The organism is Mesorhizobium sp. AA22 (assembly GCF_001672375.2).
GTDB classification, from domain to species: Bacteria; Pseudomonadota; Alphaproteobacteria; order Rhizobiales; family Rhizobiaceae; genus Mesorhizobium; species Mesorhizobium wenxiniae.
Map to the genome: position 1 here is coordinate 3366233 of NZ_CP048406.1, position 25937 is coordinate 3392169.

Sequence of the window (25937 nt, forward strand, 5' to 3'; positions counted from 1 at the left end):
GTCGTCAGCCTCCAAATCGCATTGTCGCCGCCAGCTTGAGCGTGACGCCGGGCTCGTAAATTACACTCGTGGCCGATGCATTCAACGGGTTGGTGTATTTGACGTCGAACAAATTGTCGGCGCGGAAGTCGACCTTGAAATTGTCGGTCGCCTGGTAGCTGGCGAAGGCATTGACCAGCGTGTAGTCCTTGGCCACTGGGTTGCCCTTCGGCTTGCCATTGTACTGCACCTCGCCGCCGACGGTTAGCTTGTCCTCCAGAAAGCGGAAGCCGAGCTGCGCGGTGACTTGGGAAGACGGGACGGTGACGAGGTCTGCCCGCTCGCCGTCATAAGAGATGGTGTGGCCATCGATGATCGACGCCGAAAGCCCGGCGAAACCCCAGCTGGCGTCATAGACGCCTTCCATTTCAAAGCCGCGAATCTTGGCTTCTGCAAAGTTCTGGTACTGGAAGCAGATCGGGATGCCGGGGCCGAATGGGCAGCCGCTGGTCGGGTCGAATGCCGACAGGGTGACGCCGTCGATGTAGTCTTCGACATCGTTGTTGAAGTAGGCCGCCTTGAAACGAAACGCGTCGCCGGCTTCGAGGATGTCGTCCAGCTTGTGGTTGACACCGAATTCGACGGTCTTGCCGATTTCAGGTTTCAGATCGGGATTGGGGAGAAACGGAAAGCTGACGCCTGCCGGATGATTGCCACTGATGAGGGTTTCCGACAGCGACGGAGAGCGATATCCCTCCGCATAGGTGCCGTAGAATTGCAGCCCCGAAAGGCTGGCGGTTTCGAACGGCGAGAGGCCGACGGTGATGCGCGGCGACAGCCGGTCGCCGGAAGTTTCGCCGACATCGCTTTCGAGCTTGTAGCTGTCGTAACGCAGCCCGGCGATGACTTCGAGCCAGTCCCAGGTGAGCTTGTCCTGGATGTAGGCGCCGGAAACGTTTCGCTTGCCCGAAGGGGTGTAGAAACTGGCGCCGCCTGCGGCGCCACCCGTCTCGACGTCGTCGCCAACCCAGTCGCCGCCGTAGGTCAGCTCGTGCGCAATGCCGGCGGTCTCGAACCGCGAGGTGTTCCAGATGTCGATACCCGAAGTGGCGATATCGAAAGTCGACATCGAACCCACCGGCAGGACGATGGGAAGACCGGTGACCGGATCAAACCGGTTTTGCGGAACGAGGCTTGTCATCTCCAGCTTGGTCTTATTGTAGGAAGCGTTGACGTTAAGATCGAGCCAGCTCTTGTCCTCATCGGTGATGTTGTAGCGCGCCGTGAAAGTATTCGCCTCCAGGTCGACGTCATTCACCGGCGTGCCGCCGCTGACCTCGTTCCAGCCGTCGCTCGTGCCATTCCAGCCCAGTTTTAGTTCGCTGTTTTCACTAGAGCGGATGGTCGTCTTGAGAAGACCGCTTAAAACGTCGAAGCCGGTGCCGTTCACCGTATCGCCGCCACCATCCTTGTAGTCGTCATAGTCGCGATAGACGATGTTGCCGAGGACATCCCAGTTTTCGTTGAAACGGTAGGCGCCGGCGGCGCTGGTCGTCCAGCCTTCGCCGTTGCTCTCGTAGCGCCCGGTCGCGGACGCGGCCCATGTCTCGCCGTCGCGAAGATAGTCTTCCGCGTCCTTGGTCTCAAACATGACGACGCCGCCGATGGCGCCCGAGCCGTAGGTGTTGGCGACCGGGCCGCGGATCACGTCGACTGATTTGATGAGCTCCGGGTCGATGTAGAAGGTCGATTGCGTGCCGTGGTCGGAGCGCTGAAAATTCTGCCGCGCACCGTCGACGATCACTGCGACGCGGCCGAAATCCTGCAAGCCGCGGATATTGATGCTGGAGCTGACGCGCCTTGCGTCTGCCTGGACCGCTACACCCGGCACACCAAACAGCATTTCGTTGGGCGTCGTCGCCATGCGGCGTTCCAATTGCTCCTGATCGACATGGCTGACGGAGGCCAGGGCATCGATCGCCGTCTCGCCGGTGCGGCTGATGACCAGGATCTGGTCGAGCAGCGTTGCGCCTGCCGGGGCCGGCGCAACCTGTTCAGGCGTCTGCACTTGCTCGGCCTGCCGCTGGTCTCTTGCAGGTTGGGCGGCCTGTTGAGCATTGGCCGACTGAGCACTGGCCGACGGGGTGAGCAGCGCGATCGCCGCAGCACCCGCCAGCAGTGCGGCTATGCCCTTTGCCATTGATCGATGCGCCGGACTTCGATGCGCCGGATCTCTATGCCCCGGAACTCTATGCCAAGGATCTGGGCTGCTATTCGCCAGACCCAGCTGTCCCCAATTCGCCAACCCCATGCCCCAACTCCAAAGTCCAGGTTCGATGCTGGCTGGCGTGGCGCTTGCTGGCATTTTTCGTCGTGTCCGGCGTCTTAAATCTTGACTCACTTACTCCTGTATTGCACTGACTAATAAACATGATATTTCAAGTCAAGAAATGAATCGGCGTATCACGCAAGCGTCGAGCCAGCCGACCAAGCCCGGCCCAGGAAAGGGATCGAACCAGATGAACACACACAATCCCAGTGACTTTCGCCCCAATGACTTTCGCGATCGCGTTCGCCGTTCCGACGACAATTCGGCTCGTTTCGATCGGGTCCCGTTAACCGTCAGGACCCTGTCCAGCAACACGCTGTTCCAGGGCGAGCACGAAATCGGCATCGAGCATCACGGAGCGCTCTACCGGCTGAAGATCACCCGCCAGGGCAAGCTCATCCTCAACAAGTAGGTAATAAGATGGACCAGCGCGTAAAACCCGCTCCGCACGAGATCCGGCGGGCGCGGGCAGACAATCCGAAGACGCGCGAGCGCGATCTCGCCGCCCAGCTTGGCATTTCGGAAGCCGAGCTGGTTGCTGCGCATTGCGGCGACGGCGTCGTCCGCGTCGAGCCGCGCGTCAACGACCTTCTGACCGGCCTCGAAGCCGTCGGCGAGGTCATGGCGCTGACCCGCAACGAAAGCGCTGTGCACGAGAAGATCGGCGTCTACGACAAGGTCGTCACCGGCACCCACAATGCCATGGTGCTTGGCGAGAACATCGACCTGCGCATCTTTCCGAAAGTCTGGGCGCACGGCTTTGCCGTCGAAAAACGCGACGGCGGCGATATCAGGCGCAGCCTGCAGTTCTTCGATGCGGCAGGCGAGGCGGTGCACAAGGTGCATCTGCGGCCCGCGTCCAACCTCTATGCCTATCAGAAGCTGGTGGCCGAACTCGAATCGCCGAACCAGGAGTCAATGGTTGCGATTTCAGAGGGGGTCGCGATTTCAGAAGGGGCGATTTCAGAAGGCAGGCTCGAGAGCGAGGCCGGGCCTTCCTACGCTCCCGCTGATGTCGACGATCTGCGCGACCGCTGGAGCCGCCTGACGGACGTGCATCAGTTCTTCGGCATGCTGAAGACGCTGAAGCTCGACCGCCGCCAGGCGATGCGCATGGTCGGCCAGGATTACGCCTGGCTGCTCGACAACGATGCCGTCAGCGCCATGTTCCATCATGCCGCCGAGGGCGAGATGGCGATCATGTGCTTTGTCGGCAATCGCGGCTGCATCCAGATCCATTCGGGCCCGATCAAATCGATCAAGCCGATGGCGCCTTGGCTCAACGTGCTGGACGAAACCTTTCACCTGCATCTGCGAACCGATCACATCCAAGAGGTCTGGGCCGTGCGCAAGCCGACCAAGGACGGCCATGTCACGTCGCTCGAAGCCTATGGCGCCGACGGCAAGTTGGTCATCCAGTTCTTCGGCAAGCGCCATGAAGGCGAAAGCGAGCGCGGGGACTGGCGGTTTCTGGCAGAGAACCTGCCGCGCATTCCAAGCCCGACCGCAGCCTGAGAACAACGACAATGGCTCCTTTGCTTAGACGGGCGGGTGTTTTCAGTATGGCGCTTGGGGCCACCATCGGCCTTGCTCTGGCCTTTGCCGCATTGCTGCCGGTCCGTGCCGCCGAAGGGACGGAGGTCTTTGCGGACCCGTCGAGGATAGCGGCCATCGGCGGTTCGATCACCGAGATCGTCTTTGCGCTCGGCGAGCAGAATCGGCTGGTCGCTCGCGATTCGACCAGCCGTTATCCCGAGGCGGCGCTCAAGCTGCCTGACGTCGGTTACATGCGCCAACTGTCGCCGGAAGGTGTCCTGTCGGTCAATCCGTCGGGCATCCTGGCGCTGCACGGCAGTGGGCCTATGCAAGCCGTCGACGTGCTGAAGAAAACGAGCATTCCGTTCATCGAGGTGCCCGAGCGCTACGGCCATGAAGGCATTCTCGAAAAGATCCGCATCGTCGGTAAGGCGCTTGGCGTGGACGCCAAGGCCGATGCGCTGGCAGCCGAGATCGAGGCCAAGTTGAAGGCCGCCGAAAAGCAGACCGCTTCGATCAAGGACCGCAAGCGCGTCCTGTTCGTGCTGTCGATGCAGGGCGGCAAGATCCTCGCTTCCGGCAGCGACACTGCCGCCGACGGCATCATCAAGCTTTCCGGCGGTGTCAACGCGGTCGACGGCTTCTCCGGCTACAAGCAATTGTCCGACGAGGCTGTTATCACCGCCAGGCCCGACGTGATCCTGATGATGAACAATGCCGGTCCTGCCGCATCGGATGACGAATTGTTCGCGAACCCGTCTATCCTGTCGACACCGGCGGGTGCCGCGCGCAAGGTGGTCCGCATGGATGGCGGCTATCTGCTCGGCTTCGGGCCGCGCACGGCCGACGTCATCCACGACCTTGCCGCCTCGCTTTATGGCGGGCAGGCCGCGGACTGAGCGGGCACCCAATGGTGGATCAATCGATCGCTGGTGCGGGCACTATGGCGACAGCATCCGACGGCGACCGGTCGGGCCGTGCGCGCGTCGTCATCCTGCTTTTGTGCCTGGGGCTTGCCGTTGCCGTGCTGTTGTCGCTGACCTCAGGCGCATCCGATGCCTCGGCCGTCGGCGTCGTCGGCGACTGGCTGTCGGGTGCAGCACCCGGCAATGAGGCGCTCAGCGCCCGCGACCGCCTGATCGTCTACGACATCCGCCTGCCGCGCGTCATCCTCGGTGTGCTGATCGGCGCCGCCCTTGCCGTCTCCGGCGCGGTCATGCAAGGGCTGTTCCGCAATCCGTTGGCAGACCCCGGTCTCATCGGCGTTTCGGCTGGATCGAGCCTCGGCGCGGTGGCCGTCATCGTGCTTGGCGCCACGGTGCTGGCGCCGGCAACATCTCTGCTGGGCACGCTTGCCCTGCCGCTGGCGGCGTTCTGCGGCGGGCTGGCGACGACGTTGGTGCTCTATCAGGTCGCCACCAGGCACGGCCAAACCTCGGTCGCCACCATGCTGCTCGCCGGCATTGCGCTGGCGGCGCTTGCCATGGCGCTGACCGGTATCCTGATCTTCATGGCCGACGACCGGCAGTTGCGCGACCTGACCTTCTGGCAGCTCGGCTCGCTCGCCGGCGCGACCTGGCAAAAGATCGGCTCCGTCGGGCCTGTGATCGTGCTGGCGCTGGCGGCGATGCCGTTCCTGGCACGCGGCCTCAACGCGCTGGCGCTGGGCGAAGCCACCGCCGGCCATCTCGGTATCCCTGTGCAGCGGCTGAAATACACTGCAATCATCGGCGTTTCGGCGGCGGTCGGGGCATCTGTCGCCGTCAGCGGCGGCATCGGATTTGTCGGCATCGTCGTGCCGCATCTGCTGCGCCTGGCTATCGGCCCGGACAATCGTTATTTGCTGCCGGCCTCTGCCCTGCTTGGCGCTTGCCTGCTGCTTCTGGCTGACGCCGTCGCCCGCACCATCGTGGCGCCGGCCGAGCTGCCGATCGGCATCGTCACCGCGATCGCCGGCGCCCCGTTCTTCCTCTGGATCCTGCTGCGCAAGCGTGGCGTCATTGACCTGTGAGAGGGGACCTATGAGAGGGCTTTTCATGATCGAAGTGCGAGCATGATCGAAGCGCGGGATGTCTCGGTGGCAATCGGCGGCATGGGCATCGTCGCCAATGTCGATTTCGACATGCGGCCCGGCGAAATCGCGGCCATCGTCGGCCCCAACGGCTCGGGCAAGACGACCTTGCTGAGGGCGCTGTCCGGCGACCTGGCCTATTCGGGAGAGGTCACCATCAACGGCCGTGACCTGTCGGTGATAAAGCCGGTCGAGGCAGCCACGCTGCGCGCCGTGCTGCCGCAGGCGACGACGCTGTCTTTTCCGTTCACGGTGCGTGAGATCGTCAGGCTCGGACTGCTCGGCGGACGCTCGGGCGCGCTGCCCGGCGAGGACGAGCGCCTGCCCGAACGGGCGCTAGCGCGGGTCGATCTCGATGGCTTTGCCGGCCGTTTCTTCCAGGAGCTTTCGGGCGGCGAACAGCAGCGCGTGCAGCTGGCCCGTGTGCTCTGCCAGGTCTGGGCGCCGGTCCTCGACGGCAAACCGCGCTATCTCTTCCTTGACGAGCCGGTTTCCAGCCTCGACATCAAGCATCAATTGATCATCATGAATATCGCCCGCGATTTCGCCAGAAGGGGCGGCGGCGTGGTCGCCATCCTGCACGACCTTAATTTGGCGGCCATGTATGCCGACCGGATCTTCGTCATGCATCGCGGCAGGCTTGCCGCCACCGGCTCGCCGCAGGACGTGCTGAGCGACGATCTGATCGAAAAAGTATTCGATTGCCGGCTGAGGGTCGGCGTGCTGCCGGCTGGAGACATGCCGTTCGTGCTGCCGCAATCCGCAGCCTAAGCAAAAATCAGGCGGCCGGCGCCCTTTGCACCAGCATGTCGATGCCGAGCAGGTGCCGCACATTCGGGCGCGCCGCCACCATGTCGGCGATCGTATAGCGCTCGAGCACGGCGAAGAAGGCGTTGAGCGCCTCGCGCAGCGCTGAATTCAGTGCGCAACTGTCGACCAGCGGACATTCGGCGGCGTCGTTCTCGAAGCATTCGGCCATGGCGAAGCTCTCTTCGGTCACGCGCACGACGTCGAACAGGGTGATCGATTCGGCCGGGCGGCCGAGCCTGACACCGCCGTTCCTGCCGCGGACCGTCTCGACCAGACCATGCTCGACCAAAGGCTGCAGGATCTTGAAAAGAAAAAGTTCGGACACCGAGTAGGCGGCCGCGATCTCCGGGATGCGGCTCAGCCGATCGGTATTCGCGGCGCAATACATCAGGATGCGCATGGCGTAATTGGTCTGGCGTGTCAGCCGCATTTTGTCCTCACGAAGCAGTAGCTTGAGCCTAATATGGCCTATACCTTGGAATAATTCCAGACTGGCAGCGCAGAATAGCTGAATATCTTTATCAGGTTTGTGTGGGCGTTCGTGCAAACCATAATCCTGATATGGCGCGCATTCGGGTGGGCGGATTACTAATTAAGTCGATCGACCAGGAGCAGTTCATCCATGTCACAATCAGCACCGACTTTGGCATCCGCCCGGTTCGATGCCGACGCGGACGCCAAGCTTTCGGCGCTTCGGCGCACCAAGTTCGTCGCCACCGCAGCGCTCGCGCTCTGCGTCCTCGTCTTTGCGCTGGCCAAGTCTTTCGAGGGCCACTATCCGTGGCTGGCGTTCGTCGCTGCTTTCGCCGAGGCGGCGACGATCGGCGGGCTGGCCGACTGGTATGCGGTGGTCGCGCTGTTCAGACGGCCGCTCGGCCTGCCGATCCCGCACACCGCCATCATCCCGGAGAACCAGAACCGCATCGCCGACAATCTCGGCCGCTTCATCGAGGTCAATTTCCTGGCGCCCGAGCCGGTGCGCGAAAAGCTTGCCGAGGTCGATTTTTCCGCGCTCGTCGCCGACTGGCTGGCCGACCCCAACCGCGCCGCCGATCTGTCGCATTTCGTCGGCCGGCTGGTGCCGCAGACACTGGCGGCCGTCGAGCAGTCGGGCCTGCGCGGCTTCGTTACCAGCCGCATGCTGGAGCAGATCGAAAAGGTGCCGCTGGCGCCGCTCGCCGCCGAGTTGCTGTCGGCCCTGACCGATGACCGCCGCCACCGACGACTGTTCGACGAATTCACCAAGGTCGTCGGCCGGTTCCTGAGCGACGAGCAGGCGCTGGCGACGATGCGCGAGAAGATCCGCGAGGAACTGCCGTCGCTGTTCAACCTGTTTCGCGCCGACGCCTATCTGCTGAAGAAGATCGTCGCCTCGGCCGGATCGCTGCTCGACGAGGTGAGGGCCGATCCCGATCACCCGATGCGCGCCGAATTCGACCGTTTTGTCCTGACCTTCGTCGAGCGGCTGAGGACATCCAAACAATACGCCAAGCGCGCCGAGAAACTGAAGCGCGATTTCCTCGCCCGGCCGGAGCTGAAGGCGCTGGCCGGCGACATGTGGGAAAGCCTCAGCCTGTTCATCGAGCAGGACGCCAAGACACCGAATTCAAGGATCCGCGCCCATCTCGCTAACATGTTCGTCGAGGTCGGCCGCCATCTTGCCGGCGACGCCCAGATCAGGGCAGACATGAACCAGGGATTCGTCGTGGCGCTGTCTTCGTTCGTCGAAAGCCAGAAGAGCGGCGTCTCGAAATTCATCGCCGATCAGGTCAAGCGCTGGGACCTTGCCCAGCTTACCAGGCTGATCGAGATGAACATCGGCAGGGACCTGCAATATATCCGCTTCAACGGCATGGTCATCGGCGGCCTTGCCGGCGTGGTGCTCCATACGGTGGAACGGCTGTTCCTCGTCGGCTAAGGCGCGATGTGTTGCGCGGCCGAATGGACCGTGAGGCTCCAGTGCCCTATTGTTCTCTTCAGCTGCCGCATTCGCAGCAACAGGGGAGACGCCACCATGGCAAAGCGACCGGAATCCGACACCTTCATGGACATTTTCGGCAGGTTCGGCCGCGACCTGAAGCTGCCGAACGTCGATGTCGAGGCGATCCTCGACCATCATCGCAAGAACCTCGAGGCACTGGAAAAATCAGCCAGAGCGAGTGCCGCCGGAGCGTCGTCGCTGCTCTCCAGACAGCGCGAGATGCTGCAGGATACGCTGCACGAAATCGCCGATATGGCGCAGAGCTACCGGGCGCCGGGCGATCCTCGGGAGTTGATGGCCAAGCAAACGGCGTTCGCCAGGAAATCCTTCGAAACCGCGTTGAAGAATGCCGGCGAGGTGGCCGAACTGGCCAGGAAATCCGGCACCGAATCGGTCGAGATCCTGCGCGACCGCATCAAGGAGGCGATGGAGGAAATCCGCAGCGGCTACGACAAGAAGTAAGCCGTTCGCAAGCCAAAGCAGGCGGACTTTTCTCCCGTCATTTCGGTTCCTGAAAGCCGTATTGTTGGTCCTTGGCTCCGGCCAGGCGCACAAGGTTCCTCTTGCCCGGATAATCCTGTTCCGTCGCTGGACACCGGCATTGACGCGATCCGGTCTGGAATACCGCAGCGGAAGGCGCGGAGCGAATTGACAGAGGCGGCCGGTTCGTGGTCCGGACGCAGGGCAAGCGATCGGGAAAGCAGGAATGACGCAAACACGGCTGAGGACGCCGCCGACCTACGAACAGCTCAGGACGATGACAGGGCAGGAGCTTGGCGTGTCGGACTGGACGACGGTCGACCAGAGCCGCATCGACCAGTTCGCCGAATGTACGGGCGACCGCCAATGGATCCATATCGATCCAGAGCGGGCGAAGCGGCAGAGCCCGTTTCGCGCTACCATCGCGCATGGCTATCTAACGCTGTCGATCATCGGCGCGCTGGCGCTCGATATGGGCATCGTGCCCGAAAACACGCAAGCCGTCTTTAACTATGGTTTTGACAAGGTGCGGTTCCTGGCGCCGGTCAGGGCCGGCGCACGCATCAGGCTGCGCATCACGCTTTTGTCCATGGAGGACAAAGGCCCCGGCCAATATCTGATGAAGGCTGCCAACATCGTCGAGATCGAAGGTGAGCAGAAGCCGGCGCTGACCGCCGAAACGCTGGTTATGCTCTATGAGCGGCGGCGCAGGCGGGCAGGGGCGTGAGGGGCGAAGCGCTGCATTTTCGTGACAGCGAAAATCAACGCGACATCGCCTCTTCGAGCGTCCTGAAAATTCTCTCGTCTGCCGACTGCGCGACGTTGAAGCGCAGGAAACGGCTCGCAGTTTGGGACAGGCTGAACGCATTGCCGGGCGCCAGAACGACATTGGCCGACAAGGCGCGGCGGGCCATTTCAGCTGCATCCACGTCTTCCGGCAGGCTGCACCACAAAAACATGCCGGCCGGCTGGTCGATCCACGGCGTTATGCCGATTGCCTTCAGGCGGGTGCTTGTCTCAGCCATGGCGCGTGAAAGCCGCGTGCGCAGCAAATCCAGGTGCTTGCGATAGCTGCCGTCCTTCAGCAGCGTCAGCACCAGTTCGGAGGCAAGCCGTCCGCCGCCGAAGGACGTGGCGATCTTGAGGTCGGTCAGCCCTTCCATCCAGTCGCGCGGAGCCGCGATGAAGCCGCAGCGCACCGACGCCGAAAGCGTCTTGGAGAAGCTGCCGATATGGACGACGCGACCAAGGCCGTCGAACGCCGCCAGCCTGGGTGCGGGCGTGTGTTCGAAGTCGGCAAAGATATCGTCTTCGATGATCGTCAGATCCGATTGGTCGGCGAGCTTGAGCAATCGATGGGCGACGACCGGCGACAGAATTGCACCCGTTGGATTGTGAAGCGCAGAATTTGTGATGTAGAGGCGCGGCCGGTGCTCGAGCAGCGCCTGCGCGAACAGCTCGATATCCGGCCCCGACGGCGTGTAGGGAACGCCGACCACCTTGGCCCGGTGGGCGCGCAACAGGGCATGGAAGTTGAAATAGCAGGGGTCGTCCACCAGCACCGTGTCGCCCGGCTCGAGCAGGAACCGGCAGAGGAGGTCGATGGCCTGGGTGCCCGATTCCGTCAGCATGATCTGGTCGGGAGAGGCTTCGATGCCGTGCTCTGCCATGCGTCGTGCGAGCAGATGACGCAGCGGCGCCAGCCCGAGCGGGGTGCCGTAATCCGTCAGCGTGACATCATCGCCGCGTGCCATTGTTCGCAGTGCCCGGCGCAATCCAGCCTCCGGCATCCACGAGGCAGGCAGCCAGCCGCAGCCGGGTTTGAGCACGCCGTCGCCGGCTTCCAGCGACTGGCGCGAAACCCAGAGCGGATCGACAGCACGGTCAAGCCTGGGGCCGATCTCGGCCAGTGACAAGGGAGCCAGCGGTCCGGCGGCATAAAAACCCGAACCTGGACGCGAGCGGATGATCCCCTCTGCCGCAAGGCGCTCATAGGCTTCGACCACGGTGGATTTGGAAACCTGCATGGTTCTCGCGAAAGCCCGGATCGAAGGCAGTCGTGTTCCCGGTGTCAGGCTGCGCGCGGCGATCCTGTGCCTGATCGTCGACATGACACTTTCGACAAGCGTCCCGCTGCTCTCACTTGCCGTCGTCTCCTCGTCCATCCGTACTGCTCAACCTATCATGACAGTTTTATCGAACTGTACCTCATTGTCTCTGGTGGCGCCATACGTCCAGCCCGATAGAGGGCGAGAACATCAGGAGCATGCGATGGACAAGACGGCGGGTGGCTGGGTCAACGGATTCGTAGGCGTTCTGATTTTCAGCGGATCGCTTCCGGCAACGCGCGTGGCGGTGATGGATTTCGATCCGGCCTTCTTAACTGTCGCCCGTGCTGCCACGGCAGGCATACTCGGCCTCGCGCTTCTGCTCATTTTTCGCCAGAAGCGTCCGGAGCGGCGTGATCTGTTGTCGCTGGCCATCGTGGCGCTCGGCGTCGTGGTCGGCTTTCCCCTGCTGACCGCGTTGGCGCTCAAGCACATCACCTCGGCCCATTCCATCATTTTCGTCGGCCTGTTGCCGCTGGCGACCGCGATCTTCGGCGTCATTCGCGGCGGCGATCGCCCCAAACCGGCCTTCTGGCTGTTTTCGTGCCTTGGCAGCGCCCTTGTTGCCGGTTTTGCGGTGACGCAAGGCGTTTCGGCCTCGCCGGTCGGCGACATGCTGATGCTGGCCGCAATCATCCTGTGCGGGCTGGGCTATGCGGAAGGCGCCACGCTGTCGCGCAAACTTGGCGGCTGGCAGGTGATCTCGTGGGCGCTGGTGCTGTCGCTGCCGGTCATGCTGGCTATGACGCTCATCACCATGCCGCCGTCGCTCGAAAGCGTCGGCAAGGCCGCCTGGATCGGCCTGGCCTATGTCTCGCTGTTCAGCATGCTGATCGGTTTTGTGTTCTGGTATCGCGGACTGGCGCAAGGCGGCATCGCTGCGGTCGGACAGTTGCAGCTTCTCCAGCCTTTCTTCGGCCTTGGACTGGCAGCAATGCTGCTGCACGAGCGGGTCAGTCCTGCCATGGTAGCGGTCACTGCTGCCGTCGTGCTTTGCGTGGTCGGTGCGAAGAAATATGCGAGATAGGCGCCAGCCCTTCTTCCTTCTCCCCTTGTGGGTCCCACAAGGGGAGAAGGTAGAGCCGCACGGCTAGAACTTGGTCACCACGCCAATGCCGATGCCTTCGAAACCGCCCATCGCCATCAACGCCGCGGGCGCCTCGTCGAGGCTGATCCGCTTGCCGACCAGCAGTTCGGGCTTCAGCTTGCCGGTGCGGATCATCTCCATCATCGCCTGGTAGCGGTAGGCCTGCATGCCGTGGCTGCCGCGGATTTCGAGCTCGAAGGCGATCACCTTGTCCATCGGGATCTGTGGCCTGGCGTGATCGCCGAGCATCAGGCCGACCTGCACATGGCGGCCGCGCCGGCGCAGGTTCGCGATCGAGTTGAACGAGGTCGTCGGGTGGCCGAGCGCGTCCATCGACATATGCGCGCCGCCATTGGTGATCTGCTTGACCGCCTTGATCACATTCGGCGTCTTCGACGCGTTGATCGTCGCCACCGCGCCGATCTTGCTGGCGAAGTCCAGCTTCTCGTCGGTCAGGTCGATGGCAATCACGTTGGCGCCCATGGCACTGGCGATCATGATCGCCGACAGGCCGACGCCGCCGCAGCCATGCACGGCCACCCATTCGCCGGGCGTCACCCGGCCCTGGTCGACTATGGCGCGGAACGAGGTGACGAAGCGGCAGCCGAGGCTGGCGGCAGTGGCGAATTCCATTTCGTCCGGCAAGCGGACCAGATTGGTGTCGGCATGGTCGATGGCGACATATTCGGCGAACGATCCCCAGCCGGTGAAGCCGGGCTGGGACTGGTGTTCGCAGACCTGATGGTTGCCGGAGCTGCATTCGAAGCAGCGGCCGCAGCCGACGGCGAACGGCACGGTGACGCGCTCGCCGGTCTTCCAGCGGGTCACCTGACTTCCGGCGGCCACCACGACGCCGGCAAGCTCGTGGCCCGGCACATGCGGCAGGCGGATGCCGTCGTCATGGCCCATCCAGCCATGCCAGTCGCTGCGGCAGAGACCGGTCGCCTCGACCTTGATGACAACGCCGCCCAGTGCCGGCTCCGGATCGGGAACGGTCTGGATCGTCGGCGTTTCGCCGAATTTTTCGAAGACAACGGCTTTCATCGGCAATTCCTCACGCTTTAATCCAACCCGCTCTATTCGGCATCGATCTGGTTCTCGGGTGCTGCCTTTCGAAAGGCCGGCACCGCCATGCAGGCGGCGTGGACCCGTGTGATCGTCGGGTAGGGCATCAGGTCGACGCCGAAACGCGCATTGCTGGCGACCTGAGCCACCAGGCAAATGTCAGCCAGCCCCGGCGTGTCGCCGTGGCAGAATGTCCCGGTTTCGGACGAGGAAGCCAGAATCTTTTCAAGCGGCTGGAAACCTTCGTTCACCCAGTGCCCGAACCAGTTGGCGACGTCCTCGTCGCCGGCGCCGAACAGGGTGCGCAGCGAGGTCAGCACGCGCAGATTGTTCACCGGATGGATGTCGCAGGCGATCATCTGCGCCAGCATCCTGACGCGGGCCCGGCCAAGTGCGTCCTGCGGCAAAAGCGGCGGTTCGGGCCTGGTCTCGTCGAGAAATTCGATGATTGCCAGCGATTGCGTCAGCAGCGTGCCGTCGCCCAGGATCAGTGCCGGCACCAGCCCTTGCGGATTGACCGCGAGGTAGGCGGGCTCCAGATGCTCGCCGTGGCGCAGATGATGCGGCACGTATTGGTAGGTCAGTCCCTTCATCTCCAGCGCGATCCGCACCCGGTAGGAGGTGGAGGAGCGGTAGTAGTTGTGAAGGACGAGGTCGCTCATTTCTGCACATTCGGCCGATTTGGCCGACCGGGCAAGGCATGGTGGTCCGGAAATTGCCGTCTCCGCCCTTTAGGCCAGGATGGCGATGTACTATTTGCCAATAATCTGGCCATGGCCGCTGGGTTATTCTATCCTGCCTGAACCGAAACGAACGCCAATGACCGCAGTCAACGATCGCGCCCGGTTTCTGATCATCGACGACCACCCGCTGTTTCGCGAGGCGCTGCACAGCGCTGTGCAAATGGCCTATCCGGACGTCGACACTGTCGAGGCGCGTTCGATCACCGAGGCATTTGAGCTTCTGGCGGAGGCGAAGCCATTCGATCTCGCGCTGCTCGACCTCAGCATGCCTGATGTGCATGGCTTCGACGGGCTGCTGCAGCTTCGGACCCGCTATCCACGCCTGCCGGTGGTCATCGTTTCGGGGCATGAGGAGCCCAAGATCATTTCCGAAGCGCTGTCCTACGGTGCGGCCGGCTTCATCCCGAAATCGGCGCGCAAGAGCGATCTTGCCGCCGCCATCCGCTCAGTGATGGAAGGCGCGATCTACGTGCCCGAAACCTACGAAGGCCAGCCGCCGGACGCCGACAGCACCGACCGCGCCGAGATGGTGCAGCGGCTTGCCAAACTGACGCCGCAGCAATTGCGGGTGCTGCAGATGCTGCGCCAGGGCTTGCTCAACAAGCAGATCGCCTACGAGCTGCAGGTCGGCGAAACCACTGTCAAGGCGCATGTCTCCGAGATCCTGCGCAAGCTCAATGTCTACAGCCGGACGCAAGCCGTCATCGAGGTTTCGAAGCTCGACAATGCCGAGCTGTTTCGCGGCCAGGCGGGGTTTTGAACGGGTCGGTGCCGATACCCCTGCAAACGAAGCAGCAAGGCGCTGCGATCAGGTGAATGTCTCAAAGACGTTTGATCTGCTGGTCCCTATCCGAATGATATAGACGAAATGATTTCTCTCGTTTCGCCTAATTCCTCATCGATAAGATCGTATTCCTGCCTTGCGCGAGGTAGGTCACGAATGCAAAATCCTTTCCATTCGACAAATACCAGGCCGATAAGGTTTGATCTGTAGTCCGCGACGAAACGCCAACACACATTACGTCGCCAAATTTTCTCTCAAAAATCCGCTCGATATCTATGAAATTGTTTCGACAAAACTCGATCATAAACGTTCTAAGAACGTCGAAATCTGCGTTTGGCTTTTCCCCGCTTCGATATTTCGCAATAGAGAATTGAAGGGCGCCGCCGGCATCTGATCCTTTAACTAAGGTAGGCGGCGATCCCTCGGGGAGGTCGTCAGTTATGTCTTCCCATCCGACGGGCAAGTCGAAGGTGATGCCGTAGAACTGCACTATCATTGTGGGTTTCCTGGGTCCTCTCAGTCGCGCATGGGCATGCCCGGCATAGTCACGGCACCGCGTTGGCGCGCATAAGCGTCACCCTTGTTATCCGGTTTGCATGAGCGTGATATGAGATATGTATTGAATGATGCGCCTCGTCGAAGCGGTCCCAAGGGCCGTATTCACCCAAAAAGGATCTCTCCGTGCCGCGCCGCTTTTTGAGGGCACGCCCAATATACGCAACACATCGTTGCGGCTGAGTGAAAAGGAAATGTCCAAGAGGCTTCGATCCAAATTGTCAGCCTCTATGAATATGCTGTCTATTTTTTCATCGACATCGCAGATGAAGGAAAATTTGTTACGCGCAGAAACGTAGTCTATGCGGATTTCCGGAAGATCATTGTCAACAGTTCGTTTGAATTTCCAGGACTCGAACGGCGGTGACGTCAAAAGGGATGACGCCGGCTTTCCGAAGTAATCGAGGATCGCGTTAGTCATTCTCTAAGCCAGCAAATGCGCCAGCAGCGCGCGCAGTTGTGCCGGTTTCAGCGGCTTGCGCATCAGCTCGATGCCGGCCGCGCGGGCGGCTTTGGCTACGGGCTCCGAACCGTCGGCGGTGACGATCAGCGCCGGCACGGCGCGGCTGAGATAATCGCGGACCTCGGCAATCGTCGTGGTGCCGAGGTCGCCGCCGTCGAGATGCTGGTCGGCTATGACGATGTCCGGCACCCAGGCCGTATCGCCAAGCATATCGAGCGCAGCATCGGTCGAGGTGGCGGGGCGCACCAGGCATTGCCAGCGCTCGAGCAGGGATGTCATCGCCTGCAGCACCTCGACGTCGTTCTCGACCAGCAGCACCTTTGTGCCGAACAGACCGTAGCCGCGCGGCCGCTCCATGTCGGCGGTGCTGGCAATGGCATCGACGCTGGCGCCGATCCCGACCGGAACGTCGATATGGAAAATCGTGCCGTGCCCGACCTTCGACGAAAACGTCACGGGATGGCCGAGTGCGGCTGCGATGCGGCGCACGATGGCCAGGCCCAATCCCAGCCCGCCGCCGGCAAGCCCGGCATCGGTCGGGATCGTGCCGCGGTGGAATTCCTCGAACACCGCCTCGCGCTGGTCGTCGGGGATACCGCAGCCGGTGTCGGCGACATCGATGCGGATCGTGTCGCCGCGATGCCTGGTGCCGACCAGCACCCCGCCGGAGCGGGTGTAGCGCAGCGCGTTGGAAAGGATGTTCTGGAGGATGCGGCGCAGCAAGGTGCGGTCCGAATGCACGACGGCGTTGACCGGCCGGAATTTTAGCGTCAGGCCCTTCATTTCGGCGACCGGCAGGAAATCCGAGCGCAGCGACGAAAACAGCATCTCCAGGCTGACATCGCCGATATCGGGCTGCACGACGCCGGCGTCGAGCTTGGAAATGTCGAGCAGGGTGCGGAGCAGATCCTCCATCGTCTCCAGCGACCGCTCGACCTGCCGGACCAGTTTTTTGCCTTCGTCGCTGGTCTGCACCTCGGCCAGCGCCGAGACGGAGAGATGCGCGGCGTTCAGCGGTTGCAGCACGTCGTGGCTGGCGGCCGCCAGGAACCTGGTCTTGGACAGGTTCGCCAGTTCGGCGTTTTCCTTGGCGGCGCTGAGATCGATATTGGATTGTTCCAATCTACGCAGTGTCGAGTGCAGTTCCTCGGTGCGCGTACGCACTCGATTCTCCAGCGAAATCGCGGTCTGGAACAGCGAGAACGCATTGGCCTGCTGGTCCATCGAGCGCTCGACGCGGCTGACAAGGGCTGCGTTGATCTTCTTCAGCTTCTCCAGGTCGTTGATGTTCCTGAGCGGCATAAGAACCTCCTACTCCGCCGCCTGCCGCTCTCCGAAGGCGATGCCGGTGAAAGTCTGGTTCAGATGCATCGACCGGTACTGTTCGCCATAGGTGCCGAAGCCGATGACGTTGTTGACCTTGTAGAGTTCCGAAATCTCCCGAAAGACCTGGCGGTTGAGCGCGTCGAGCCTGCGCAGCACGCAGTCGAAACCGAGGATCATGTCGATGCCGCCAAGCCTTTCCTCGACATCCCTGAAGGCGGCACGTGTCGATTCAACCATGTTCTTGGGCTGGGCTATGGAAAGGACGACGCCATCGTCGATGGCGCAGAAGAACGACAGCGAGCCGTCCGCGTGCATTTTCTGGATCGAGCGGCAGTAAAACTCGCCGCCCACTTTCACCACCACCGGGTGCGACGCAAAACTCAGTGGCGTCAGCATCTGCCGGATGACGCCGACCGAGGCGGCATATTCCTCCGCGGCATTGGTGGCGTTGAATTCGCGTACGGTGCGGTGATCGGGATCGGACGCGGTCACCACCAGCTTCTCGTCGGTGGGAACGAAATTGTCGGTCTTGAACACGTGGAAAGGAATTTCCGTGGTGATCAGCACGACGATGGCGCAGTCGGAGGCAACCTTGCCGTTCGAGATCAGCCGCGTCGTCTCGAATTTCAGATCATCGCCGGCCGAACCGCCGATCAACGGAATGTCGTCGAGCCCCCAGTGGATGGCGGAGGTCACCGCTTCCTCGGCATAGGACAGCCCGTCGATGAAGCAGAGCGCGAAGGTGGTGTTGGACCGTTCGTACCCGACGCGGCCTTGCAGCGAGCGCCGCAGCGCCCCGACTTCACTGGTGATCCTGTCCATGCCCGACGTAGAGAGACTGTCGACCATGGTGCTCGCGACCGAAAACGATGCTGACGGAAGCAGCAAGGCGAGGATCTGGCCTTCCTCCAGACCGCGCGGCGTGATTTCGCCGGCGGTGGAGCAGCCGGCATAGGCAAGTGCCGGCGCGTTGATCTTCAGCGCGTCCGACAGGGCCGCCGCATCGACAAGGCTCTGGGAGAAAAACAGCAGGGCGAAGCCGGCATCGATGGCTGCGGCTTCGGCCGCGACCGCCCGGGTGAACGCATTGGCGTCGGGCTCATCCGTGGTGAGCACCGATAGGCCGCATGCATAGCGCGTCCGTGAACTGGCCAGCGGCTTCCTCCTCGATTCCTCCGACGCTCTTTTTGTGCGCGGCTCTTTTTCGTGTGCGTTTGGCGCGCCGGCGTCGAAGTCATTGTTGTCTTCAAGTGCTGCTTTGGCAATGAGCCAACACGATGGATTTGAAGTTTCTGCTATTTTGACGGCATCAGCGCTGAGAAACTTCGAATCAAAGACCACACCCGAAGGGAGCGTGATCCATGGAAGCGCAGGTCAGGGAGCTGTTCGAACGGTACGAGCAGCTTTTCCGGAAATCTCTCGCCGGCGATGCCGACATGGACGAAGTCACATCGGTCTATGCCTCCGCCTTCATTGCGGCGTCGCCTGCCGGCGTCATGGTCGGGAAGAACGACGACGAGATCAAGCAAGTTATGGAGCAAGGCTATGCTCATTATCGAGCGATCGGCACGAAGGAGATGCGGATACGGGATGTTCGCATCTCGCCGATAGACGAGCATCACTGCGTTGCCCACGTCGCCTGGACGTCGATCTATGCGCGCAAAGGCCAACCGGACGTCACGATAAATTTCGACGTCCACTACCTCGTGCAGAAGCTGGACGGAGAGCCGAAAATATTTGGGTGGGTGTCAGGCGACGAGCAGGAGGTTCTCAGAAAACACGGCGTCGTCTGAATCGGCTTGCCGTGCTAGCCGTTCGTGGCCGCAAGGCGGCATCGCCACAGCGATCGGGGTTTCGCTTTGCTCCGCCGTTCCGGCCTTTGCGTGACCGAAAGTACAATAGGCGGATGTTCGGGCGAACTGCATTCTCACGACTTCGGGATTGCAAGCTGCTTTTTCGGCACGTTATACGGGAGGGGAAGAGCGGCAGCCGGGAGCACTCACGCGGCATCGGCGACAAGACGACCAAGGTAAATTACCCAGGGAGGTTTCATGTCGGACAAATCGTTGACGGTGAACGGAAAGCGGGTCGGTGGCGTCACCGAAGACCGCACGTTGCTGGTTCATTTCTTGCGGGAGAATCTTGGACTCACCGGCACGCATGTCGGTTGCGACACTTCGCAATGCGGCGCCTGTGTGGTCCATGTCGACGGCAAGGCGGTAAAGTCCTGCACAATGCTTGCGGTGCAAGCCTCCGGGTCGACCATCGCGACGATCGAAGGCTTGGCGGACGGAGCCGACCTGCATCCGGTTCAGGCGGCGTTCAAGGAGCATCACGGACTGCAGTGCGGTTTCTGCACGCCGGGCATGATCATGACGGCGACCGACATGATCAACCGTCACCCCGAAGGCCTCGACGAGGCCACGGTGCGGGCCGAGCTCGAAGGCAATATCTGCCGCTGCACCGGCTACCACAACATCGTGAAGGCGATCCTCGCCGCATCCGAGACGATGGCCAAGGGAGCCGCCAAGGGCAAGGCTAGGCAAGCTGCGTGAGTAGGGGAATAGGGGAGTAGGGAGTAGCGATTTGGCTCTTAATTCCCTACTGCCCTACTCCCTTACTCCCCTATTCTCCTACTTTTTCGGGAGGACTTTCTGCGATGGGCATTGAAGGTGTTGGCGCTCGGGTAGCGCGCAAGGAAGACAAGCGGTTCATCACCGGCGCCGGCCGCTATGTCGAAGACATGGTGGTTCCCGGCATGAAGCATGCGGCCTTCGTGCGCAGCCCGCACGCGCATGCTGAGATCAAGAAGATCGATGTCAAAAAGGCCCAGGCCATGCCGGGCGTCATCGGTGTGCTGACCGGCAAGGAACTCAAGGCCGACGGCATCGGCAATCTCATCTGCGGCTGGATGATCCATTCCAAGGACGGGTCGCCGATGAAGATGGGGGCGTGGTCGCCACTGGCCTTCGACAGGGTCCGCTATGTCGGCGACGCGGTGGTCGTCGTGGTTGCCGAAACCAAGGGGCAGGCGCGCGACGCGGCCGAAGCGGTCGACATCACCTACGAAGAACTGAAGGCGGTCGTCAATGCTCCGAAGGCTCTCGAAAGGAGCGCACCACAGATCCACCCGGAAGCCGACGGCAACCTGATTTTCGACTGGGAGCTCGGCGACAGCACGGCGACCAACGCGGCAATCAAGGCCGCAGCCCACGTCACCCGCATGACGATCGTCAACAACCGGCTGGTGCCCAACGCCATGGAGCCGCGTGCGGCACTAGGCTATTACGACAAGGCCGAGGACCACTACACGTGCTGGACGACCTCGCAGAACCCGCATCTTGCGCGTCTGGTGATGAGCGCCTTCTACAATGTCGCGCCCGAAAACAAGCTGCGCGTCATCGCGCCGGATGTCGGCGGCGGCTTCGGCTCGAAGATCTATATCTATCCGGAAGAAATCATCTGCCTGTGGGCCTCGAAGAAGACCGGCGTGCCGGTCAAATGGGTCGCCGACCGCACCGAGAGCTTCCTCACCGACGCCCATGGCCGCGACCATGTCTCGACGGTCGAAATGGCCTTCGACAAGGACAACAGGATCACCGGGCTGAAGGTCGACACCATCGCCAATCTCGGCGCCTACATGTCGCTGTTCTCGTCCTGCGTGCCGACCTATCTCTACGCGACGCTGTTGTCGGGCCAGTACGATATTCCGGCGATCCACGCCAATGTGCGCGCCGTCTATACCAACACCGCACCGGTCGACGCATATCGCGGGGCAGGGCGGCCCGAGGCCACCTATCTGCTCGAACGCACGATCGAAACCGCCGCTCGTGAGATTGGCGTGTCGCCGGCGGAGCTTCGCCGAAAGAACTTCATCACATCGTTCCCGCACCAGACGCCGGTCATCATGAACTACGACGCCGGCGATTATGCCGCTTCGCTGGACGCGGCGATGGAGGCTGCCGATTATGCCGGTTTTGCCCAGCGCAAGGCGGCCGCCAGGGCGAATGGCAAGCTGCGCGGCATCGGCATGAGCTGCTATATCGAGGCCTGCGGGCTGGCGCCGTCGGCGGCGGTCGGCTCGCTCGGTGCCGGCGTCGGCCTGTGGGAATCAGCCGAGGTACGCGTCAACGCCGCCGGAACGATCGAAGTATTGACCGGCTCGCACAGCCATGGCCAGGGCCATGAGACGACTTTCGCGCAACTCGTCAACCAGCGCTTCGGCGTGCCGATCGACAGTGTTTCGATCGTCCATGGCGATACCGACAAGGTCCAGATGGGCATGGGCACCTATGGCTCGCGCTCGGGCGCCGTCGGCATGTCGGCTGTCGCCAAGGCGCTCGACAAGGTCGAGGCCAAGGCCAAGAAGATCGCCGCCCATCTGCTCGAGGCCGACGAGGGCGACATCGTCATCGAAAACGGTGCATTGAAGGTCACCGGCACCGACAGACAAGTGCCGTGGTTTCAGATGGCGCTTGCCGCCTACACCGCCCACAACCTGCCTGATAGCATGGAGCCGGGGCTGAAGGAGACTTCATTCTACGATCCGTCAAACTTCACTTTCCCCGCCGGCTGCTATGTCTGCGAGGTCGAGATCGATCCGGAAACCGGCGTCACCGAGATCGTCCAGTTCGTCGCCGCCGACGATTTCGGCAACATCATCAATCCGATGATCGTCGAGGGCCAGGTGCATGGCGGCGTCGCCCAAGGCATCGGCCAGGCCTTGCTGGAGGGCACCCGCTACGACGCCAGCGGGCAGCTTTTGACTGCGAGCTATATGGACTACACCATGCCGCGCGCCGACGACCTGCCGTCGTTCAAGGTCTCGACCTCGAACACGCCGTGCCCGGGCAATCCGCTCGGCATCAAGGGCTGCGGCGAGGCCGGCGCCATCGGCTCACCGCCGGCAGTGATCAACGCCATCACCGACGCCATCGGCATCACCGATATCGCCATGCCGGCATCGCCGTCCACGGTCTGGGCAGCGATCCGGGCGACGACGAAACACTGAAAAAGGAGTGATTGGTCAGTAGTGAGTAGTCAGTAGAGAAACACTGAAACTACTCACTACTGACTACTCACCAATTCACTTCACGGGAGCATCCCATGTACTCAGTCAACTATCACCGTGCCGCCTCGGTCGCCGATGCGGTCAAGCTGCTCGAGACCGGCGATGCGAAGCTGCTGTCGGGCGGCATGACGCTGATCCCGGCGATGAAGACGCGGCTTGCCGCACCGTCCGATCTCGTCGACCTTTCGCATATCGAGGAATTGAAAGGCATCGAGGTGTCGGGCAGCACCATCACCATCCGCGCCGGCACCACACATTACGACGTCGCCCGCGACGAGAGGCTGAAGACGGCCTGTCCGGCTTTGGCCCACATGGCTTCTCTGATCGGCGATCCGGCCGTACGCTACAAGGGCACGATCGGCGGCTCGATCGCCAATAATGACCCGGCGGCTGATTATCCGGCAGCACTTCTTGCGCTTGACGCCACTATCGTCACCAACAGGCGCGAGATCACTGCCGACGCGTTCTTCACCGGCCTGTTCGAGACGGCGCTGGAGGACGGCGAGATCGTCACCGCGGTGACCTTCACCGCGCCGGCCAAGGCGGCCTATGAAAAATTCCGCAATCCCGCATCGCGCTATGCGATCGTCGGTGTGTTCGTGGCCAAGGGCGCCGGCGGGGTCCGCGTCGCCGTCACCGGGGCCGGCGACAACGGCGTCTTTCGTTCGAAGGAAATCGAGGCGGCACTTGCCACAAATTTCGACGCCGCTGCCCTCAACGGAGTGAAAGTGCCGGCGAATGATTTGATGACTGACATCCATGCCTCGGCCGATTATCGCGCCAATCTGATCGTGGTGATGGCCAAGCGCGCGGTGGCTGCCGCCAACGCCTGACGATACCGATCGCCGGGTCTTGGGTTTGTCAGCTTTGGGAAGGGGCCTTCGCGGCCCCTTCGGCGGCCGTACAGGCCAAAGTGTGGCCATCTCGCACTTGCACAGTGCTCTATTGCACTGCAATATGCATGGAGGAATGCGAGCCGGGGCTCGGAGCGCACGGTTACAGCCTGCAGCCCTTTCGCATCATTCAAATGCGAAAGGACCGGCATGACGGATATCTCCGCGGCGCAGCTTGTCGTGTCCCGCTACGCCGCCGACACGTCGTCGAGAACAAGGCTGGCCTATCTCGACGGATGGCGCGGCCTGTCGATCGCACTGGTCCTGATCGGCCACTTCTTTCCCGTTCCCGGAATCAACCTCGGTGTCATGGGCGTCGAGTTCTTCTTCGTGCTCAGCGGCCGGCTCATGGCCGAGATTCTCTTTGTCGAACGCTATCCGCTCAAGGCGTTCTTCAAGCGCCGGTTCTCCCGCATCTATCCGGCGCTGCTAATTTTCGTCGTCGCTTCGATGGTTGCCTTGTCCGGCACGTTTGTCGCCTTCAAATGGAAGGCGGCGCTGACGGCGCTGACATTCACCTACAATTATGCCGGGATTCTCGTCAGCCGCGCCGGCGCGCTCGACCATATCTGGTCGCTATGCGTCGAAGAACATGCCTATGTCATCCTGGCACTGATCAGTTTTTTCGTTTCAGGGCGTGCCCGCGTCGTCATGCTGCTCAGCGCGCTGTCGGTGCTGGCCATGGCAAACGGCGCGATTTCGTACTGGGTCTTCGCAATGGACTACGAGACCACCTACTGGCGGACCGACGTGCACATCGCCTCGATCCTGCTGTCGGCGGTGATATGCCTGCTCAAGGCCGACGACAGGCTGCCAGCCTTGTTCAAGGGGCCGCATGTCGCCGTCGCGGCGTCCGTCGGGGCGGTTCTTCTGTTCATGGATGCGGTGACGACGCCGATCCATTATCTGGTCGCGGTGCCGCTGTTGGCGCTCGCCGTCAACTCGCTCGATTTCAGCACACGGTACCTGACCGGATTTTTGTCCTGCTGGCCGATGGCGACGCTCGGACTGTGGTCGTATTCGCTCTATCTGTGGCAGCAGCCGTTCTACAAATTCGTCTATTCACAGGGCAGTGCGCCGCTGCTGATGCTGGCCGGGGTGTTCGCTTGCGCTTTGTGCAGCTATTACATCGTCGAAAAGCCTGCCCGTGGCTGGCTGAACCGCAATTGGTAGGGCTTGTCGCCTCAGCCGGTGATCTGCCTGGTATAGTAGCGGACCGCCTTCTTGCCGCCGTGGATCACCGCGTCGCCGACCTCGACAAAGCCAAGCGCGGCGTGAAAGGCGTCTGAAGCCGGATTGGGCGGCTCGGCATTCACCTCGCAAGTGACGATGGTCTGGCCGGCATGCAATACATGGTCGAACAGATCCTCATAGAGCCTGCGGGCATGGCCGCGACCACGCGCTTCTCCTGCAACGACGACACGGTCGACATAGACGAAGCGCGGATAGCGCTCGCGAAACCACAGGAAGTTCGGGCTGTCGTAGCGGGCGTTCTGGTCGAAGGTCATGATGAAGGCTTCGTGCGCACCGATGCGGCGCGCATAAAACGCTTCGCCGAGCAGGAAGGACAGGCGCTCGGGTTCGAGCCACGACAACTCGGCCGCGTGTTCGTTGTTGAGGGCGAGAACGGCGGGCTCGTCCTGCGGCGAGACCAGGTCAATCGGCACGCGTGCTTGCGTCACGTGTTTTCTTTCTTCGGGATCATGCTCTCGCCGCCGCAATCGTCGCCGCCACCAGCGCCGCGTCGGTCACGGTGTTGCGGTACTCGCGGTCGAGGTCGGTGCCGCCCATGCCAACCTGGGGATTGCGGTAGCGCATCGCGCTCGGCACGTCCTTGAGCGCGGCGAAATGCATTTCCGTCAGTCCGGTTCTTTCCCGCACCTCGGCGATGTTCCTGGGGTTGAGCCCGCCGCAGCCAAGAATGACGATGCGCTTACCGGCCTGCTGGACGAGGCCCGCCAGCAGGGCCACGCCCTCCAATGCGGTATCGCGCTGGCCGCTGGTCAGCACGCGGCCGACCTTGCTGCGGATCAGCGCTTCCAGCGCTTCGGCCGGATCGCGTGTCATGTCGAAGGCACGGTGGCAGGTGATGTTCAAAGGCCCTGCCGCCTGCACCAATTCGCTCATGCGCTTTTCGTCGACGGTACCGTCGGCATTCAGGCAGCCGACGACGACACCAGCCACGCCAAGTTCGCTCAGCGCACGCACATCGGCGAGCATCGAACGGTACTCGGCTTCACTGTAGAGAAAATCGCCGCCGCGGGGCCGCACGATGACGTGGAATGGGATCGTCGCCAGCTCAAGGGCGGCACGCACTGTGCCAAGACTCGGCGTTATGCCGCCCTCGAAGAGGCTGGCGCAGAGCTCGACCCGGTCGGCGCCGGCGGCTTGCGCGGCGAGCAGGCCATCTATGCCTTCGACGCAGATTTCGATCAGCGGCAGGCGAGGGCGTTCGGTGTCGGTCACAGGGCGATCCGTTGGCGAATTCGAGTTGGTCATGCCCTAGCATCGGGCTCCTTGTAGCGAAAGCCGGAACTATTGGCTCAACGCGACGGGTCGTTGCCGTTTGCATTGCCGCCAATTTCCTGCTTGACACATTCATAACTGCAGAGTTATGGGTAAATCCATAGCTATCTAGTTATTGATTTGGCAGACA

At 62.1% G+C, this 25937-nt stretch carries 26 protein-coding genes; 15 read left to right on the top strand and 11 right to left on the bottom strand.

Annotation, left to right across the window (positions count from 1 at the left end):
* Positions 1–4 precede the first annotated feature (4 nt).
* Positions 5–2179, bottom strand: a complete 2175-nt coding sequence (locus A9K68_RS16275) for a TonB-dependent hemoglobin/transferrin/lactoferrin family receptor (RefSeq protein ID WP_065007703.1) — start codon at positions 2177–2179, stop codon at positions 5–7.
* A 319-nt stretch (positions 2180–2498) separates the two neighbouring features.
* Between A9K68_RS16275 and hemP the strand changes: the two genes are divergently transcribed.
* The 5 genes from hemP to A9K68_RS16300 are packed head-to-tail and all read left to right on the top strand — an operon-like array spanning position 2499 to position 6686.
* Positions 2499–2720 (top strand): hemin uptake protein HemP, encoded by a 222-nt coding sequence (gene hemP / locus A9K68_RS16280; RefSeq protein ID WP_065007795.1) that lies wholly within the window; start codon positions 2499–2501, stop codon positions 2718–2720.
* An 8-nt stretch (positions 2721–2728) separates the two neighbouring features.
* The gene (locus A9K68_RS16285) at positions 2729–3823 is read left to right on the top strand and encodes a hemin-degrading factor (RefSeq protein WP_065007704.1); all 1095 of its coding nucleotides are present in this window, start codon (positions 2729–2731) and stop codon (positions 3821–3823) included.
* Positions 3824–3870: 47 nt separating this feature from the next.
* Positions 3871–4743, top strand: coding sequence for a hemin ABC transporter substrate-binding protein (locus A9K68_RS16290; protein WP_246811166.1), 873 nt, complete (start codon positions 3871–3873; stop codon positions 4741–4743).
* A gap of 11 nt (positions 4744–4754) precedes the next feature.
* Positions 4755–5855: an iron ABC transporter permease gene (locus tag A9K68_RS16295; protein WP_065007706.1), complete on the top strand. Its 1101-nt coding sequence runs from the start codon at positions 4755–4757 to the stop codon at positions 5853–5855.
* A gap of 42 nt (positions 5856–5897) precedes the next feature.
* The gene (locus tag A9K68_RS16300) at positions 5898–6686 is read left to right on the top strand and encodes a heme ABC transporter ATP-binding protein (RefSeq protein WP_065007707.1); all 789 of its coding nucleotides are present in this window, start codon (positions 5898–5900) and stop codon (positions 6684–6686) included.
* 7 nt (positions 6687–6693) lie between these two features.
* On the opposite strand, the gene rirA is transcribed toward A9K68_RS16300, so the two are convergent.
* Positions 6694–7155, bottom strand: coding sequence for an iron-responsive transcriptional regulator RirA (rirA, locus tag A9K68_RS16305; RefSeq protein ID WP_027156154.1), 462 nt, complete (start codon positions 7153–7155; stop codon positions 6694–6696).
* A gap of 192 nt (positions 7156–7347) precedes the next feature.
* Here rirA and A9K68_RS16310 point away from each other — a divergent pair, with 192 nt between their 5' ends.
* The 3 genes from A9K68_RS16310 (at position 7348) to A9K68_RS16320 (ending at position 9913) form a co-directional block, all read left to right on the top strand.
* Positions 7348–8643 (top strand): DUF445 domain-containing protein, encoded by a 1296-nt coding sequence (locus A9K68_RS16310; RefSeq protein WP_065007708.1) that lies wholly within the window; start codon positions 7348–7350, stop codon positions 8641–8643.
* 96 nt (positions 8644–8739) lie between these two features.
* On the top strand, positions 8740–9168 hold the full coding sequence (locus A9K68_RS16315) for a phasin family protein (protein ID WP_065007709.1): 429 nt from the start codon (positions 8740–8742) through the stop codon (positions 9166–9168).
* Between the two features lie 244 nt (positions 9169–9412).
* Positions 9413–9913 carry a MaoC family dehydratase gene (locus A9K68_RS16320; protein WP_065007710.1) on the top strand — a complete coding sequence of 167 codons (501 nt, stop codon included), beginning with the start codon at positions 9413–9415 and terminating at the stop codon, positions 9911–9913.
* A 34-nt stretch (positions 9914–9947) separates the two neighbouring features.
* Here the strand turns inward: A9K68_RS16320 and A9K68_RS16325 are convergent, their stop codons facing one another.
* Complete coding sequence (locus A9K68_RS16325) at positions 9948–11351, bottom strand: PLP-dependent aminotransferase family protein (protein WP_065007711.1); 1404 nt, start codon at positions 11349–11351, stop codon at positions 9948–9950.
* Positions 11352–11457: 106 nt separating this feature from the next.
* Between A9K68_RS16325 and A9K68_RS16330 the strand changes: the two genes are divergently transcribed.
* The gene (locus A9K68_RS16330; protein WP_065007712.1) at positions 11458–12321 is read left to right on the top strand and encodes a DMT family transporter; all 864 of its coding nucleotides are present in this window, start codon (positions 11458–11460) and stop codon (positions 12319–12321) included.
* 63 nt (positions 12322–12384) lie between these two features.
* On the opposite strand, the gene A9K68_RS16335 is transcribed toward A9K68_RS16330, so the two are convergent.
* Both A9K68_RS16335 and maiA read right to left on the bottom strand, forming a co-directional pair.
* The gene (locus tag A9K68_RS16335) at positions 12385–13425 is read right to left on the bottom strand and encodes a zinc-dependent alcohol dehydrogenase family protein (RefSeq protein WP_065007713.1); all 1041 of its coding nucleotides are present in this window, start codon (positions 13423–13425) and stop codon (positions 12385–12387) included.
* Positions 13426–13457: 32 nt separating this feature from the next.
* Positions 13458–14108, bottom strand: coding sequence for a maleylacetoacetate isomerase (maiA, locus tag A9K68_RS16340; RefSeq protein ID WP_065007714.1), 651 nt, complete (start codon positions 14106–14108; stop codon positions 13458–13460).
* A 157-nt stretch (positions 14109–14265) separates the two neighbouring features.
* On the opposite strand from maiA, the gene A9K68_RS16345 reads away from it, so the two are divergent.
* Positions 14266–14949, top strand: coding sequence for a response regulator transcription factor (locus tag A9K68_RS16345; protein WP_065007796.1), 684 nt, complete (start codon positions 14266–14268; stop codon positions 14947–14949).
* Between the two features lie 127 nt (positions 14950–15076).
* Here the strand turns inward: A9K68_RS16345 and A9K68_RS16350 are convergent, their stop codons facing one another.
* The 4 genes from A9K68_RS16350 to A9K68_RS16365 all read right to left on the bottom strand — a co-directional run bounded on the left by A9K68_RS16350 (position 15077) and on the right by A9K68_RS16365 (position 18433).
* A complete protein-coding gene (locus tag A9K68_RS16350; protein WP_065007715.1) occupies positions 15077–15469 on the bottom strand; it encodes a hypothetical protein in 393 nt (130 codons plus the stop codon).
* Positions 15470–15556: 87 nt separating this feature from the next.
* On the bottom strand, positions 15557–15949 hold the full coding sequence (locus tag A9K68_RS16355) for a hypothetical protein (RefSeq protein ID WP_065007716.1): 393 nt from the start codon (positions 15947–15949) through the stop codon (positions 15557–15559).
* Positions 15950–15952: 3 nt separating this feature from the next.
* Positions 15953–17293: a hybrid sensor histidine kinase/response regulator gene (locus A9K68_RS16360; RefSeq protein WP_065007717.1), complete on the bottom strand. Its 1341-nt coding sequence runs from the start codon at positions 17291–17293 to the stop codon at positions 15953–15955.
* A gap of 9 nt (positions 17294–17302) precedes the next feature.
* Complete coding sequence (locus A9K68_RS16365) at positions 17303–18433, bottom strand: FIST signal transduction protein (RefSeq protein ID WP_065007797.1); 1131 nt, start codon at positions 18431–18433, stop codon at positions 17303–17305.
* Between the two features lie 245 nt (positions 18434–18678).
* On the opposite strand from A9K68_RS16365, the gene A9K68_RS16370 reads away from it, so the two are divergent.
* The 5 genes from A9K68_RS16370 to A9K68_RS16390 all read left to right on the top strand — a co-directional run bounded on the left by A9K68_RS16370 (position 18679) and on the right by A9K68_RS16390 (position 24454).
* Positions 18679–19110 carry a hypothetical protein gene (locus tag A9K68_RS16370; protein WP_065007718.1) on the top strand — a complete coding sequence of 144 codons (432 nt, stop codon included), beginning with the start codon at positions 18679–18681 and terminating at the stop codon, positions 19108–19110.
* Between the two features lie 258 nt (positions 19111–19368).
* On the top strand, positions 19369–19872 hold the full coding sequence (locus A9K68_RS16375) for a (2Fe-2S)-binding protein (RefSeq protein WP_065007719.1): 504 nt from the start codon (positions 19369–19371) through the stop codon (positions 19870–19872).
* A 104-nt stretch (positions 19873–19976) separates the two neighbouring features.
* Positions 19977–22328, top strand: a complete 2352-nt coding sequence (locus A9K68_RS16380; RefSeq protein WP_065007720.1) for a xanthine dehydrogenase family protein molybdopterin-binding subunit — start codon at positions 19977–19979, stop codon at positions 22326–22328.
* Positions 22329–22423: 95 nt separating this feature from the next.
* The gene (locus A9K68_RS16385; RefSeq protein ID WP_065007721.1) at positions 22424–23221 is read left to right on the top strand and encodes a xanthine dehydrogenase family protein subunit M; all 798 of its coding nucleotides are present in this window, start codon (positions 22424–22426) and stop codon (positions 23219–23221) included.
* 210 nt (positions 23222–23431) lie between these two features.
* Positions 23432–24454 carry an acyltransferase gene (locus A9K68_RS16390; RefSeq protein WP_065007722.1) on the top strand — a complete coding sequence of 341 codons (1023 nt, stop codon included), beginning with the start codon at positions 23432–23434 and terminating at the stop codon, positions 24452–24454.
* Positions 24455–24465: 11 nt separating this feature from the next.
* Here the strand turns inward: A9K68_RS16390 and A9K68_RS16395 are convergent, their stop codons facing one another.
* Positions 24466–24963, bottom strand: coding sequence for a GNAT family N-acetyltransferase (locus tag A9K68_RS16395; RefSeq protein WP_065007723.1), 498 nt, complete (start codon positions 24961–24963; stop codon positions 24466–24468).
* A 19-nt stretch (positions 24964–24982) separates the two neighbouring features.
* On the bottom strand, positions 24983–25780 hold the full coding sequence (locus A9K68_RS16400) for a copper homeostasis protein CutC (protein ID WP_082982308.1): 798 nt from the start codon (positions 25778–25780) through the stop codon (positions 24983–24985).
* Between the last annotated feature and the right edge of the window lie 157 nt (positions 25781–25937).